This is a genomic window from Streptomyces sp. NPDC021212 (assembly GCF_044332925.1).
Lineage (GTDB): Bacteria > Actinomycetota > Actinomycetes > Streptomycetales > Streptomycetaceae > Streptomyces.
On sequence record NZ_JBIRPZ010000007.1, the window covers coordinates 195,013 to 209,979 of the forward strand.

The following is a 14,967-nucleotide window of genomic DNA, read 5'->3' on the forward strand; positions in this document are numbered from 1 at the left end:
CCCCTCCACGGGAGACGGTGGTGTTCGTGGTCGGACTCTACGGCCCCACGCATGCACCCGGATGGCGGCGCGGCATCTCATGAGGCGCCCCGCGGGGGTACATACGTTCATATGACGGCTGACCGCATCGCGCCCACCGCCACCTACCGGCTGCAGCTCCAGCCCGGTTTCCCCTTCGCGGCCGCCGAGCGGGCCGTGCCGTATCTGGCCTCGCTCGGCGTCTCCCATCTGCATCTGTCGCCCGTACTGGAGGCCCGCCCCGGGTCGGAGCACGGCTACGACGTCGTGGACCACACCGCCGTACGCGCGGAGCTGGGCGGCGAACGGGGGCTACGCGCCCTCGCCCGTACGGCCCGGGCGCACGGCCTCGGGCTGATCGCCGACATCGTGCCGAACCACATGGCCGTACCCGTGCCGGAGCGGCTCAACAGGCCGCTGTGGGAGGTGCTGAGGGACGGCCCCGAGTCGCGTTACGCGCGGTGGTTCGACATCGACTGGGCCGAGCACGGCCGCAAGGTGCTGCTGCCCGTGCTCGGCGGGCCGCTCGGGGACGAGTGGGAGCGGCTGCGGCCCGGGGACGACGGGGTGCTGCGCTACTACGACCACGAGTTCCCGCTGCGGCCCGGCACCGAGCGGCTGCCGCTGCCCGAGCTGCTGGACGCCCAGTGGTACCGGCTCGGCTGGTGGCGGCTGGCCCGCACCGAGCTGAACTACCGCCGCTTCTTCACCATCTCCGAGCTGATCGCGGTGCGCGTCGAGGACCCGGAGGTCTTCGACGCGACCCACGGCACACTGCTGGAGCTGATCCGCGACGGGGTGCTCGACGGGCTGCGGGTGGACCACCCGGACGGCCTCGCCGACCCCGGGGGCTATCTGCGGGCGCTGGACGAGGCGGTACGGGCGGCGACGGGCGGCGACGGCCGCTGGACCGTCGTGGAGAAGATCCTCGCCCGGGACGAACCGCTGCCCGCCCCCTGGCCCGTCGCCGGGACGACCGGCTACGACGCCCTGCACCACATCGACGGCCTCTTCGTCGACCCGGACGGGCTGGAGAAGCTGACCGCCGCCTACCGGAGCTTCACCGCCGCCCCGCCGGACGAGGGCGGCGACTGGGCGGCCACGGTCCGCCGCGCCGCCCAGCACGTGGTCCGCCACGAACTGGCCGCCGAGGTGGCGCGCCTGGCCCGCACCGCCTCCCGGATCTGCGCCGCCGCACCGCCGCTGCGCGACCACGCGCCCTGGGCGCTGCGCACGGCGATCCGCGCGCTGCTCGTACGGCTGCCGGTCTACCGCCCGTACGCCACGGTCGACGCCCCGGCCGCCGAGGCGGACACGGCGATGCTGCACCGGGCCGCGGAGGACGCCCGTACGGCCTTCACCGTGGCGGCGGAGGCCCGGGCGGTGGACACCGTACGGGACGCGGCGCTCGGCAGGCTGGGCGAAGGGCCGGACCACCGCGACTTCCTGGCCCGCTTCGCCCAGACCGCCGCCGCGCTGCGCGCCAAGTCCGTCGAGGACACCGCCTTCTACCGCTACACCCCGCTGCTCTCGGCGGCGGAGGTGGGCGGCGACCCCGGGCACCCCGCTGTCTCCCCCGAGGATTTCCACGCCTTCGCCGCCCGGCTCCTGCGCGACTGGCCCGCTACCGGCACGGTGCTCTCCACCCACGACACCAAGCGCAGCGCGGACGTACGGGCGCGGATCGCGGCGCTCACCGAGTGCCCGGCCCGGTGGAGCCGACTGCTGCCGGAGTCTCCCGATCCGCAGGTCACCTGGGCGGCCTGGCAGACCGCGCTCGGCCTGGGCGCCGCGGACACCGAACGCCTCGTACCGACGGTGCGGAAGGCGGTCCGGGAGGCCGGGCTGCGCACGACCTGGACCGAGCAGAACGCCGCGTACGAGGACGCCGTGACCGCGTACCTGGAGTCCGGCCCGTGGGCGGCGCTGGACGCCTTCGAGGCCGAAATCGCCGCCCCCGCCCGGGCCAACACGCTCGGCGCGGCCCTGCTGCACCTGACCATGCCGGGGGTGCCCGACCTCTACATGGACACCGAGCGCGTCTACCGCGCGCTCGTCGACCCGGACAACCGCCGCCCGCCCACGCTGGACGACAAGACCCCGACTGACGACCTGTCCGCCGAAAAGCTGCTGCTCACCCGCGCGGCACTGCGACTGCGCCGCGACCACCCGACCTGGTTCGGCCCCGGAAGCGGCTACACCCCCCTGATCGCCGCAGGCCCGGCGTCCGCCCACTGCGTGGCCTTCCTCCGTACGTCCCGTGAGAACGACGACGGTGGCGCGATCACCCTCACCACCCGCCTCTCCCGACGCCTGGCCGAGGCAGGCGGCTGGGACCCCCGCACCCGCCTCCCCCTGCCCCCGGGCCAATGGCGGGACCTCCTGACCGGCCGAACGGCCGAGGGAGCGACCCCGCTCGCCGACCTGCTGACCCAACTCCCGGTGGCCCTCCTGGTCCGCACGTGACGTGACGACAGGGCGCGCGTGTTCGCGTCCTGAAGCATTTACAGTCACACCCCCGCGCGCTACGTTCACAAGGAAATTGGGAGCGCTCCCATGCCGACGGTTCCTGACCCGATCACGTCGAAGGGATGACCAGCGCAATGGCTCGACGATTACTGGCCCCCGCACGCCCCCCACACCCGCCGGGCAGCTCCCGTGCCCGCAGATCCGCCCTGCTGGTGCTGCTCTCCGTACTGCCCGCCCTCGGCCTCGTCTTCTTCTCCGGAGGCAGCGCCTCCGCCCACGGCGCGCCCATGGTGCCGGGCAGCCGCACCTATCTGTGCTGGAAGTACAGCCTGTCCGGCTCCGGTGAGGTCAAGCCGACCAACCCGGCCTGCAAGGCGGCGTTCAACAAGAGCGGCGCGACACCGTTCTACAACTGGTTCGCGGTGCTCCGCTCGGACGGCGCGGGCCGGACCAAGGGCTTCATCCCCGACGGCAAGCTGTGCAGCGGCGCCGCCACCGTCTACGACTTCTCCGGCTTCGACTTGGGCAGCAACGACTGGCCGGTGACCCATCTGACCTCCGGCAAGTCGATACAGTTCTCGTACAACGCCTGGGCCGCGCACCCGGGTTCGTTCCGCAGCTACGTCACCAAGAACCCGATCGACCCGACGAAGCCGCTCACCTGGGCCGACCTGGAGGACCAGCCGTTCAACACCGTGACCAACCCGCCGCAGTCCGGCCCGGTGGGCACGGTCGACGGCAAGTACACGTGGAACGCCACCCTGCCGTCGGGCAAGAGCGGGCGCCACATCATCTACACCGTCTGGACCCGCTCGGACAGCCAGGAGACCTTCTACAGCTGCTCCGACGTCGTCTTCGACGGCGGCAACGGCGAGGTGACCGTCCCGGGCGCCGGCTCGGGCGGCGGCAGTGACCCCACCGACCCGCCGACCTCCCAGTGCACCGCGACCCAGAAGACCACCAGCACCTGGAACGGCGGCTACCAGGCCGAGGTGACGGTGACCAACACCGGCGCCACGCCCATCTCCTCGTGGATGGTCGACTGGACCCTGCCCGCCGGGCAGCGGGTCGACAGCGTCTGGAACGGCAAGCTGGCCGGCGGCGGTACGGCGGCCTCGGTCACCAACGCCGACTGGAACGGCTCCCTGGCCGCCGGGTCCTCGACCACGTTCGGCTACGCCGCCAGCGGCGGCTCCCCGGACACCGCGGCCGCCCCGATCTGCATGGTGCACTGACCCCGCCCCGAGAGTGCCCCTGATCCGCTCTCAACCTGTCAGGCGCACCTCACCAAGCCGGTCTGCCGCCCCCGTCCCCTCCGGACGGCAGACCGGCTTCCCGGCTTCCCGGATCCCCAGCGAGGGCGCGGGCGGCGTACGTGATGCGGATGACGCCGTCGGTGTGCCGTTCCGTGCGTGCGCGGACGCCGAAGACGTCGCCGAGTATCCGCGGGTTCAGTACGTCCAGGACCGGTCCTGCCGCCACGACGGTGCCCTCGTGCAGGACGACCAGGTGGTCGCAGAGCCGGGCGGCGAGGTCGAGGTCGTGCAGGACCGCCAGCGTGGTGATGCCGGTGGTGCGGATGAGGTCCAGCAGCTCGAAGCGGGCCCGGATATCGAGGTGGTTGGTGAGTTCGTCCAGCACGAGGAGCCGGGGGGCCTGAGCCAACGCGCGGGCGAGCAGAACGCGTTGGCGTTCTCCGCCGGACAGGGAGGCGTAGTCCCGGTCCGCGAACGGTCGCAGTCCACAGCGGGCGACGGCGTCGGCCACGGCCCGGTGGTCCTCGGCTCCGTCGCGTCCCAGCAGACCGTGGTGCGGGGCGCGGCCGAGGGCGACGATCTCGGTGACGGTCAGTCCGGTGGTGTTGCCGCCGCCGTCCTGGAGGACGGCGGCGGTGCGCCGGGCCGCGGTGCGGGAGGACAGGGCCCATACGTCGTCCTCGCCGACCCTGACCACACCGTCCGCCGGTCGCAGTGAGCGGTAGACGGTGCGGAGCAGCGTGGACTTGCCGCTGCCGTTGGGACCGACGAGACCGACGATGTCGCCCTTGCGGGCCTGAAGGCTGACATCGCGGAGGATCGGGTTGCGGTCGAGCGTGACGTGGAGCCGGTCGACGGTGAGTTTCATGCTTTCAGTCCAGCCCCTTGTTGCGGCGCAGCAGCCACAGGAAGAAGGGAGCTCCGAGCAGAGCGGTGAGGATGCCCAGGGGGATTTCGTCGGGGCGGTTGAGGATGCGGGAGAGCAGGTCGACGAGGAGCAGGTAGACGGCTCCCAGCAGGGCGGTCAGGGGGAGCAGCCGGCGGTGGTCGGCGCCGGTGGTCAGGCGTACCAGATGCGGGATCATCAGGCCGACGAAGCCGACGCTGCCGGCGACGGCGATGACGGTTCCCGTCAGCAGTGCGGTGAGCACCAGGAGTACGGCGCGCAGCCGGTTGACGTCGACGCCGAGCGCGGTGGCGGACTCGTCGCCGGCCAGCAGGACGTTGAGCCGTCGGCCGAAGAGGGTGAGGAGCGTGGTGGCGACGAGCACCACCACGGTGACGGTGGGGAGCTGGCCCCACTGGGCGCCGGCGACGCTGCCCAGCATCCAGAACATGACCGTCCGCAACTCGGTCGGTGAAGCCTGGAGTTGCACGTAGCTCGTGGCCGCGAGGAAGACGTAGCCGACGGCGACGCCGGCCAGTACCAGCCGGGTCGGGGCGAGGCGCCCCCGCCGTTGTCCCAGGGCGAAGACCAGCGCGCCGGCGGCGACCGCGCCGAGGAAGGCGGCCGCCGACACCCCGAGCCCGGCCAGCGCCGCGCCGCCGCCCAGGGTGATGACGAGCACCGCGCCGAGCGTGGCACCGTAGGAGAAACCCAGCACGATGGGGTCGGCCAGCGGGTTGGACACGACCGTCTGCAGCACGGCGCCGGACACGGCCAGGCCCGCGCCGACAAGGGCGGCCAGGACGACCCGTGGGGTACGGAAGTTCCAGACGATCTGGTCCAGCGCCGGGTCGGAGGGCGCCGCCCCCGCGCCGGTGACGTGGTGCAGGACGATCGCCCACACGTCGCCCAGCGGGATGTTGACCGCGCCGACGCTGATCGCCACGATCATGGTGAGGATCAGCGCGACGGGCAGGAGCGTGAACGCCAGCGGAGTCCTGAGCCGGGTCAGAACGCTTCGGGGTGCAGCATCTTGGCGATCTTCTCCACGGCCAGGTCGTTGCTGGGGCCCAGGTACATCGAGTCGGACAGCGTCACGTACGTGTTGTTCTTGGCGGCTGACCACTGGGGGAACTCCTTGAGCAGCTTCTTGGCGTAGGCAGCCGGATGCGGGTCGTTGTAGCCGATGACGACGAGGGCGTCGACGTCGGTGGCGGCCACCTTCTCCTTGCTCAGGTCGGCGAAGGTGTTCTCGGCGGCGCGCTCGAAGGCGTTGGAGCCGCCGGCCTTGGCGAGAATGTCGTTGACAATTCCCTTGCTGAAGACCGAGCTGAAGTCGTTGCCGCCCATGGCCATGTTGGAGAAGAGCACCATGACTTTCGGCTTCTTCTTTCCCCTGACCTTTTCGGAGACCGCCGCGATGTTCTTCTCGGACTCGGCGATCAGCTTCTCGGCCTTGTCACGGACGTTGAAGATCTTTCCCATGTCACGCAGCAGCGCGTAGCTGTCGGCGACGGTCATCTTGGAGGGGTCGTCGTCGCAGCCCTGCGGGGAGACGTAGCTGTTGGCTCCTACCTGCTTCAGCTGCTCGCGGGTGGCGAAGCCGTTCTTCTGTTCGAAGCCGTACGTGGTGATGGACAGGACGAGGTCGGGGCGCAGTCCGAGCATGGCCTCACGGGGGACGTCGTAAGCCTCGTTGACCTTGATGTCGCCGGTGGGCAGGGCCTTGATGGCGGCAGCCCGGCCTGCGACCTCGGACATGCCGTAGGTCTGCTGGTTGGCGACGATCCTGTCCCGAAGGCCGAGGGCGAGGAGGGTGGAGACCTCGGCGACCGAGGCGCCGTTCATGACGACGACGCGGCTGGGGTCCTTCGTGAAGGTCTCGCTCCGGCCGCAATTTTCCAGGGTCACCGGGTAGCCGGTCTTCGAGTCCGCGGTCGTTTTCGTGCTCGTATTTTCGTCGTCGGAGGAACCGCCGCATGCCGCTGTGAGCAGGCAGAGGGCTGCGGCCAGAGCGGTGGTGACTGGCCGTTTCTTCGGCATTCGGACTCCTGCGTGCGAAAGGAATTCACTGGGCTGAAAGTTGCCTTTCAGGTAGTCGGGCCGAGGTGGTCCCGAGTTCCAGCGAATTCCCGCCTATTCCGTGCGAACGGCGATCAGGAGCTTCGCCAGACGACGCCGCGCTGCTCGTACTCCATGATGGACTCGACGCTGAGGGCGACGGATGCTCCGCACTCGCGGGTGAGCATCCAGAGCGCCAGATCGATTCCGCTGGTGACACCGCCCGCGGTCACCAGGTTGCCGTCGTCGACGACGCGTGCGTCGATCACCTTGCCTCCCTGGGCGGCCAGTTCGGTCTTGGCGAGGCTGTGTGTCGTGCACGGACGGCCCTTGGTCAAGCCTGCCGCGGACAGCATCATGACCCCTGTGCAGACACCGGCGACGGTGACTCCGGCCTCCTGCGCCCGTACGAGGTTCCGTAGGACATCCGGATCGTGGATCAGCTGGTCGCCGCCGCCCGGCACGATCAGAAGGTCGGTGTCGGTGGGCTCCCATGCGGCCGGGACCATGACCTTGGTGCCGAAGAAACATGTCACCTCGCCAGGAGCCGACGGCCGCACCAGTGTCGTCTCCACCTGACCGCCCGCCTGCGCGGCGTGCCCGAGGACGTCACGCGGCCCGATGGCGTCCTGCTCCTCCACCCCGTCGTACATGAGGATCTGAACACGTAGAGGCATCGGCTTCGTCTCCTTGGCAAGTAGCGCTGACTGCCCTAGAAGTCGGTCGCGCCGGTCACCTGGTTCCCGTCAAACACCGCTTTGCTGTGCCCCCTCCAGGCGAGGCCGCGCTTGCCGCGCTCGGCGACGAGCTTGACGTACGCGGCCATCTCGGCGGCCCCGGCGTTGATGGCCTGCTGCGGTTCTCCCCCTGCGCCACCAGCATCGTGCGCAGGTCATCCCGGATCGGACGGCCGTCCGGACGCTCGCGGGAGAACTCTGCGAGCCGTTCTTCGAACATGGTCCCTCGTCATTCATCGGAACTCGTGGAAGCGGGATGGTCAGATGACTCCAGGGCCACCCCCTGACAACCGGTCCCGCCGAGCAGGGTGACGAACGCGGCGGCCGCGCCCGAGAGGCGGACTCGGGAGAACGCCGTCACCTCGCGGCGCCACGGTGGGTCCAGGGGCAGGGCCACGCAGTCCTGCCGGGCCGCCACGTGCGCGGGCGCGATGAGGACCCCGACCCCGGCGGCGGCCATGGCGACGGCCGTCGAGCTGTGTTCGGTGTCCACGGCGGTGCGCGGCGTGAACCCGGCCCGTTCGCAGGCCAGGTCCAGGAAGCGGCGGCCGTCGACCACCGGTTCCAGCGCGCAGCGCACCCAGTCGCGGTCGGCCAGGTCCGCGAGGCGTACGCCGGTCCGCCTCGCCAGCGGGTCGTCCGGGGACACGACGGCCACCACCTCCTCCTCGCCCAGGGACACCACGGGCCCCGGCCATCCCTTCGGCCGGTGGCCGATCGCGAGGTCCGCGACGCCGTGCTCCATGGCGTCGTGCAAGTCCTCGCCGGCGGCGTACTCGTGCACGACCAGGCGCATGCCAGGGCGTTCGCGGCGCCAGCGGGCGAAGAGGGCGGGGAGGACGCCGACGGCGAGGGCGTGGAGCGTCGCGAGGTGCAGTTCACCGCCCTCCGCCCCGGCGGCGGCGTGCGCGGCGCGCCAAGCGCGGCCGGCGCTGCGCACCGCCAGCTCGGCGTGCGGGAGGAAGGCGCGCCCCATGGGGGTGAGTCGTACGCCGCGCGGCAGCCGCTCCAGCAGCGGGCCGCCGGCCTCCCGTTCCAGGGCCTTGATCTGGTGGGAGAGCGCGGACTGGGTGACGCCCAGCAGGTCGGCGGCGCGGGTGAAGGACGCCTCCTCGACGACCGTCACCAGGTATTCCATCTGACGTAGCGTCATGTACCCGTCCTGATATGAGATTTGTTCATGGAGTCCATGGAAACAATGCCTTGGACTCATGAGGCCATCAAGGCGGAGTCTGACGGCATGCATGAGCATGAGGCTGAGCAGGAGACGGACGTCATCGTCATCGGGGGCGGCACCGGCGGCTACAGCACGGCACTGCGCGCCGCCGCCCTGGGCCTCCGCGTCGTCCTCGCCGAGCGCGATCTGATCGGCGGGACCTGTCTGCACCGCGGCTGCATCCCCAGCAAGGCGATGCTGCACGCGGCGGAGCTGGTGGACGGGATCGCGGAGGCGCGCGAGCGCTGGGGCGTGAAGGCCACACTGGACGCGGTGGACTGGCCCGCGCTGACCGCGACCCGCGACGACATCGTGGCCCGCAACCACCGCGGGGTGGAAGGCCATCTCGCCCACGCGGGCGTCCGGGTGGTCCGCGGCGACGCCGCGTTCACCGGCCCCCGTACGGTGCGGATCGCGCCGTACGGGGAGTGGACCGCGCGTCGGGGCGTCGTCGTGGCCACCGGGTCCCGTCCCCGCGCCCTCCCGGGGCCGGCGCCGGACGGGCGGCGGGTCGTCACCAGCGACGACGCGCTGTTCGCGCCCGGCCTCCCGGCGTCCGTCCTGGTGCTGGGTGGGGGCGCCATCGGGGTGGAGTACGCCTCGCTGCACCGGTCGATGGGCGCGCGGGTGGTGCTGGTCGAGGCGGCGGACCGGCTGCTGCCGCTGGAGGACGCCGATGTCAGCCGTCATCTGACCCGCGGCCTGAAGAAGCGCGGGGTGGAGGTGCTGACCGGGGCCCGGCTGGAGGGGGCCGAGCGTCACGAGGACGGGGTGCGCGCCACCGTCCGTACGGCGCGGGGCGAGATGCGCGACCTCGACGTCGAGCGGCTGCTGGTCGCCGTCGGCCGCGTGCCGGTGACGGACGGGCTGGACCTGGCCGCCGCCGGACTCGCCACGGACGGGCGCGGGTTCCTGGCACCCGCCGACTGGTCGCGGCTGGAGACGGCGGTGCCGGGCATCCACGCCGTGGGGGACGTGCTGCCCCCGCCGTCGCTCGGGCTGGCGCACGCGTCGTTCGCGGAGGGGTTGTTGGTGGCCGAGACACTCGCCGGCGGCTCGCCCCGGCCGGTGGACTACGACGCGGTGCCGCGCGTGACGTATTCGAGCCCGCAGACCGCCTCGGTGGGGCTGTCGGAGGCCGCGGCACGGGCCCGTTCAGGGGACGCCGTCGCCAACACCATGCCGCTGACCGCCGTCGCCAAGGGCATGGTGCACGGGCAGGGCGGGATGGTGAAGGTGGTCGCCGAAGGGCCGGACGGTCGCGTACTCGGCGTGCATCTGGTGGGCCCGCACGTCTCGGAGATGATCGCCGAGAGCCAGCTCGTCGTCGGCTGGGACGCCGAACCGGCCGACGTCGCCCAGCACATCCATCCCCATCCCACCCTCTCGGAGGCGGTCGGCGAGGCGTATCTGACGCTGGCCGGGCGGGGGTTGCACCAGCGGTGACGGAAATGGCGTGGACGGGGGCGCGTCGGCGGCCTTAAGGTGCGCATCACGCCCGTAGACGAGGAAGGAGGCGCTGAGCCGTGAACACGTTCGTCATTCCGCGCTCCCGCCCTCTCCCTTCAGGGCGTGCCCCCGTCTGATCAGGCATCCGACCGGGAGCGCATCGCGTACCCGGAAGGATCACCATGACCGATCTGGTCATCCGCGCGCTCACCGAGAGCGACGCGCATCTGTTTGACACACTGCCCGACCCCGCGCTCGTCGGCCGGGGCCGCTTCGGGCACACGTACGCCACCGTCGGGCAGGGCGGCGAATACCGCCCCGAGTGGACGTGGGTGGCGCTGCGCGGGGAGCGGGTCGTGGCCCGCGCCGCGTGGTGGGGCGGGCCGGACGACACCGTTCCGGTGGCGCTGGACTGGTTCGACTTCGCCGAGGGCGAGGTCGGCGCCGCCGCGGAGCTGCTGCGCACCGCGCCCCTGCGCGCCGACTACAGCTTGCTGGCGCCGCCCGGCTGGCGCGACCGGCCGGAGGAGAGCGCGGCGGTGCGGGCCCGGGTCGACGCGGCCGTGGCGGGCGGGCTTAACCCCCTGGTCGAGCGCTACCGCTACGACTGGACGCCCGCCCTCGGGCTGCCGGAGCGGCCGGGGCGGCTGGAGTTCCGGCCGGAGCCCGACGACGCGGTGATCGCCGACGTACTGCGCCGCGTCCATCAGGGCACGCTGGACGCCCACGACCGGCGGACCATCGCCGAGAGCGGCGTCGAGGCCGCGGTCGCCGAGAACCTGCGGCTGTTCCACTGGTTTCCGTCACCCCGCGACTGGTGGCGGCTGGCCTGGACGCCGGACGGGGAGGTCGTCGGCATCCAGGTGCCCGCGCACAATCCGGCCGGGCCGTGCATCGGCTTCATCGGGGTCGTCGCCGGGCAGCGCGGCCACGGCTACGCGTACGACCTGCTCGTGGAGTGCACCCACGACCTGGTGGGACGGGGCGCGACAAAGATCGCCGCCGCGACCGACCAGGGCAACACGCCGATGGCCGCGCACTTCGCCAGGGCGGGCTACCCCGTCACCCAGGAGCGGATCGACCTCGTCTGACACCTCCTCTGGCCGGTGTCGTCCTGCTGCGCGCCCGGCACTCCGTCCCACAGCATGGTCCCGGACCCATCCGCAGGACGATGTGAGGAGACTCCAGTGCTGTTCGAGGTGTGGGCGCCGCACGCCGAGCGGGTCGGGCTTCATCTGGCGGGCGATACGCGTCCCATGGAGCGCGATCCCGCCCGGAACGGGTGGTGGCGGGCCGAGGCCGAGGCGGGGCACGGGACGGCTTACGGCTTCGCGCTCGACGGCGGCCCGCCGCTGCCCGATCCGCGCTCCCGCCGCCAGCCGGACGGCCCGGAGGGGCTGAGCGCGGTGGTGGACCACACCGACCACTCCCGGTTCCCGTGGGAACGGGAGTGGTTCGGGCGGCCGCTGCCGGGCGCGGTGCTGTACGAGCTGCACATCGGGACGTTCACCCAGGAGGGCACCTTCGACGCGGCCGCGATGCGGCTTCCGCATCTGGCCGATCTGGGCGTCACGCATGTGGAGCTGATGCCGGTGTGCCCGTTCCCCGGGACGCACGGCTGGGGATACGACGGGGTCGCGCCGTGGGCCGTGCACGAGCCGTACGGCGGCCCCGAGGGGCTGGCCCGGTTCGTGGCCGCGGCGCACCGGCACGGCCTCGGCGTCGTCCTGGACGTGGTGCACAACCACCTGGGGCCATCCGGCAACCACCTGCCGGAGTTCGGGCCGTACTTCACCGACACCCACCACACCCCGTGGGGCACGGCGGTCAACCTGGACGCGCCCGGCTCCGACGAGGTCCGCGCGTACTTGATCGGCAGCGCGCTCGCCTGGCTGCGCGACTACCGGCTGGACGGGCTGCGGCTGGACGCCGTGCACGCGCTGCACGACACCCGGGCCCGGCACTTCCTGGCCGAGCTGTCCGCCGCGGTGGACGCGCTGGCGGCCCGGGTCGGCCGGCCGCTGTTCCTGATCGGCGAGTCGGACCTGAACGACCCGCGCACCACCACCCCGCGCGAGGCGGGCGGACACGGTCTGCACGCCCAGTGGAACGACGACTTCCATCACGCCCTGCACACCTACCTCACCGACGAACGGCAGGGCTATTACGCAGACTTCGGCGCCGAAGGGCCCGCCGCCCTGGCCAAGACGCTGAGCGGCGGCTTCTTCCACGACGGCACGTACTCGTCCTTCCGCGGCCGCCGCCACGGCAGCCCGCTGAACCCGCTCACCACCCCGGCGCACCGGCTCCTCGGCTACGCCCAGACGCACGACCAGATCGGCAACCGGGCGACCGGCGACCGGCTGTCCGGGCGGCTCTCCCCCGGGCTGCTGGCGTGCGCGGCGGCCGTCGTGCTGTGCGCGCCGTTCACGCCGATGCTCTTCATGGGCGAGGAGTGGGGCGCCGGTACGCCCTGGCAGTACTTCACCGACCACCAGGACCCGGAGCTGGCCGAGGCGGTACGGCGTGGGCGGCGGCGCGAGTTCGCCGCCCACGGCTGGGCGGAGGCGGACATCCCGGACCCCCAGGACCCGGCGACCCGGCTGCGGTCCTGCCTGGACTGGACGGAGCCGGACCGGGAGCCGCACCGGGCGCTGCTGGACTGGCACCGGCGGCTGATCGCGCTGCGCCGCGCCGAGCCCGCCCTGACCGACCCCGCCTGGTCCTGCACCCCGCTGTCGACCGACCCGGACGGCTGTTTCGGCTTCCAGCGCGGCCCGCTGCTGGTCCTCGTCAACCCGCACGACCGGCCGGTGGACGCCCGGCCGGCGCCGCACCCCACCGGCGTCAACGAGGTGGCCAGCGAGGTGGTCGCCGCGTGGCGGCCGGTCGAGCGGCCGGGCCCGGACGGCACGGTGCGGCTGCCGCCGGAGACGGCAGCCGTGCTGAGAGTCAGCCCTCCTGGGAGGCGAGCCGCAGCGAGATGGAGTTGATGCAGTACCGCTGGTCGGTCGGGGTCGGATAGCCCTCGCCCGCGAAGACATGGCCGAGGTGCGAACCGCAGCGGGCGCACCGCACCTCGGTGCGGACCATGCCGAGCGAGCGGTCGTCGATCAGCTCGACCGCGGACGAGTCCGCCGGGTCGTAGAAGGACGGCCAGCCGCAGTGGCTCTCGAACTTCGTCTCGGAGCGGAACAGCTCCGCGCCGCACGCCCGGCACGCGTAGACGCCGGTCGTCTCGGTGTCGGTGTATTCACCGGTGAAGGGGCGCTCGGTGCCCGCCTTGCGCAGGACGTGGTACTCCTGCGGGGTCAGCTCCGCGCGCCACTGCTCATCCGGCTTGTCGATCTCGTACGCCATGGACGGACCCTCCTCAGCTCTCCCGGCTCGCCGGGTTCCTCAGGGCGCTCCGGGCTCGCCGCGTCTGCAGACGGGCGAGGATCTCCGGACCGAGGTCGGTGACATCGCCCGCGCCCATGGTGAGAACAAGGTCACCGGGCTTGGCCATTCCGGCGATCAGACCGGGGATCGCGGACCGGTCGTGCTCGGCGGCCACGTCCGCGCCGTGGCGGGCGGCGGCATCGATCACCAGGTCGCTGGTGATGCCGGGGACCGGGTCCTCGCGGGCCGGGTAGATGTCGAGGACGACGGAGGCGTCGGCCAGCGCCAGGGCCTCGCCCATCTCGGCGCCCAGCTCCTGCGTACGGCTGAACAGATGCGGCTGGAAGACCACCAGGACCCGGCCCTCCCCGGCGCCGCCGCGGATCGCCTCCAGGTCGGCGGCGATCTCGGTGGGGTGGTGCGCGTACGAGTCGATGACCTGCACGTCGGCCGCGGTGCCCTTGAGCTGGAGGCGCCGCTTGACCCCGGTGTACGAGGCGATCGCGGGGGCGAGGTCGCGGGCGGGGACGTCCAGGGCGGCGCCCGCGGCGAGCGCGGCGACGGCGTTGTGCGCGTAGTGGCGGCCGGGCACGGAGACGGTGAAGGCGATCTCACTGTCGTCGTCACCGCCGAGGCCCTTCGCGAGCCGGACGGTGACCTCGCTGGTCAGCCCGTGCGGGACGACGTCCAGGACCCGTACGTCCGCGTCGGCGGCCTCGCCGTAGGTGAGCACCCGCAAGCCCTCGCGGCCGGCGACCTTGGCGGTCAGCTCGCGGGCCCCGGGGTGGTCGGCGGAGATCACCAGAGTGCCGCCGGGCCGGATCCGCTCCACGAACGTCCGGAACGAGTCGTAGATCTCGTCCATGGAGGCGTAGTTGGCGTGGTGGTCCAGCTCCACGTTGAGGATGATCGCGACCTCGGGGGCGTACTTGTGGAAGCTGCGGTCGCTTTCGTCGGCCTCCGCGACGAAGATCTCGCCGCCGCCGTGCTCGGCGCTGGAGCCCGGCGCGTCCAGGTCGCCGCCGATCACGTACGACGGGTCGAGGCCGAGGGTGCGCAGCGAGACGGCGAGCATCGACGTCGTGGTCGTCTTGCCGTGCGTACCGGCGACCGCGATCGGGCGGTGCCCGTTCATCAGGGCTGCCAGCGCGTCGGAGCGGTGCACGACGGGGATGCCGCGCTCGCGCGCCGTGACCAGTTCGAGGTTGTCGGCGCGGATGGCGCTGGAGATGACGACGCTGGTGGCGTCGGGCGCGACGTTCCCGGCGGCGTGGCCGATGTGCACGGTCGCGCCCAGCTCGCGCAGCGCCGCCACGATCGGGGAGTCCTTGGAGTCACTGCCCGCGACCCGTGCGCCGCGCTGGACGAGGACCTTCGCGACGCCCGACATACCGGCGCCGCCGATGCCGATGAAATGCGGACGGTCCAGCGCGTCGGGGGCAATGCCGGCCGGTGCCATGTACGGGTCTCCCCTGGGTAGCGGTCATCTCGATT

Annotated in this window: 12 protein-coding genes; 5 read left to right on the forward strand and 7 right to left on the reverse strand. The window is 72.2% G+C overall.

Annotated features, from left to right (window positions below):
• Nucleotides 1–111: 111 nt before the first annotated feature.
• Together treY and ACH4SI_RS20390 are read left to right on the forward strand one after the other, a co-directional pair.
• Complete coding sequence (treY, locus tag ACH4SI_RS20385) at nt 112–2,484, forward strand: malto-oligosyltrehalose synthase (RefSeq protein WP_398297468.1); 2,373 nt, start codon at nt 112–114, stop codon at nt 2,482–2,484.
• Between the two features lie 137 nt (nt 2,485–2,621).
• Nucleotides 2,622–3,722 (forward strand): lytic polysaccharide monooxygenase, encoded by a 1,101-nt coding sequence (locus ACH4SI_RS20390; protein ID WP_398297470.1) that lies wholly within the window; start codon nt 2,622–2,624, stop codon nt 3,720–3,722.
• Nucleotides 3,723–3,771: 49 nt separating this feature from the next.
• Here the strand turns inward: ACH4SI_RS20390 and ACH4SI_RS20395 are convergent, their stop codons facing one another.
• From ACH4SI_RS20395 to ACH4SI_RS20415, 5 genes are all read right to left on the reverse strand, one after another.
• Nucleotides 3,772–4,611: an ABC transporter ATP-binding protein gene (locus tag ACH4SI_RS20395; protein WP_398297472.1), complete on the reverse strand. Its 840-nt coding sequence runs from the start codon at nt 4,609–4,611 to the stop codon at nt 3,772–3,774.
• Between the two features lie 4 nt (nt 4,612–4,615).
• A complete protein-coding gene (locus ACH4SI_RS20400; RefSeq protein WP_398297474.1) occupies nt 4,616–5,581 on the reverse strand; it encodes a FecCD family ABC transporter permease in 966 nt (321 codons plus the stop codon).
• A 56-nt stretch (nt 5,582–5,637) separates the two neighbouring features.
• On the reverse strand, nt 5,638–6,672 hold the full coding sequence (locus ACH4SI_RS20405; RefSeq protein WP_398297476.1) for an ABC transporter substrate-binding protein: 1,035 nt from the start codon (nt 6,670–6,672) through the stop codon (nt 5,638–5,640).
• A 113-nt stretch (nt 6,673–6,785) separates the two neighbouring features.
• A complete protein-coding gene (locus tag ACH4SI_RS20410; protein ID WP_398297478.1) occupies nt 6,786–7,367 on the reverse strand; it encodes a DJ-1/PfpI family protein in 582 nt (193 codons plus the stop codon).
• A gap of 289 nt (nt 7,368–7,656) precedes the next feature.
• Entirely contained in the window at nt 7,657–8,580 is a 924-nt protein-coding gene (locus ACH4SI_RS20415) for a LysR substrate-binding domain-containing protein (RefSeq protein WP_398297480.1), read from the reverse strand.
• 87 nt (nt 8,581–8,667) lie between these two features.
• Here ACH4SI_RS20415 and lpdA point away from each other — a divergent pair, with 87 nt between their 5' ends.
• From lpdA to treZ, 3 genes are all read left to right on the forward strand, one after another.
• Nucleotides 8,668–10,089, forward strand: a complete 1,422-nt coding sequence (lpdA, locus tag ACH4SI_RS20420) for a dihydrolipoyl dehydrogenase (RefSeq protein WP_398297482.1) — start codon at nt 8,668–8,670, stop codon at nt 10,087–10,089.
• Nucleotides 10,090–10,274: 185 nt separating this feature from the next.
• The gene (locus tag ACH4SI_RS20425; RefSeq protein WP_398297484.1) at nt 10,275–11,183 is read left to right on the forward strand and encodes a GNAT family N-acetyltransferase; all 909 of its coding nucleotides are present in this window, start codon (nt 10,275–10,277) and stop codon (nt 11,181–11,183) included.
• Nucleotides 11,184–11,279: 96 nt separating this feature from the next.
• Nucleotides 11,280–13,085 carry a malto-oligosyltrehalose trehalohydrolase gene (gene treZ / locus ACH4SI_RS20430; RefSeq protein ID WP_398297486.1) on the forward strand — a complete coding sequence of 602 codons (1,806 nt, stop codon included), beginning with the start codon at nt 11,280–11,282 and terminating at the stop codon, nt 13,083–13,085.
• Here treZ and msrB read toward each other — a convergent pair.
• Together msrB and murC are read right to left on the reverse strand one after the other, a co-directional pair.
• Nucleotides 13,045–13,452 (reverse strand): peptide-methionine (R)-S-oxide reductase MsrB, encoded by a 408-nt coding sequence (msrB, locus tag ACH4SI_RS20435; RefSeq protein ID WP_398297488.1) that lies wholly within the window; start codon nt 13,450–13,452, stop codon nt 13,045–13,047. The two genes, treZ and msrB, sit on opposite strands and share 41 nt — an antisense overlap.
• Before the next feature lie 13 nt (nt 13,453–13,465).
• Nucleotides 13,466–14,932, reverse strand: a complete 1,467-nt coding sequence (murC, locus tag ACH4SI_RS20440) for a UDP-N-acetylmuramate--L-alanine ligase (protein WP_398297490.1) — start codon at nt 14,930–14,932, stop codon at nt 13,466–13,468.
• Between the last annotated feature and the right edge of the window lie 35 nt (nt 14,933–14,967).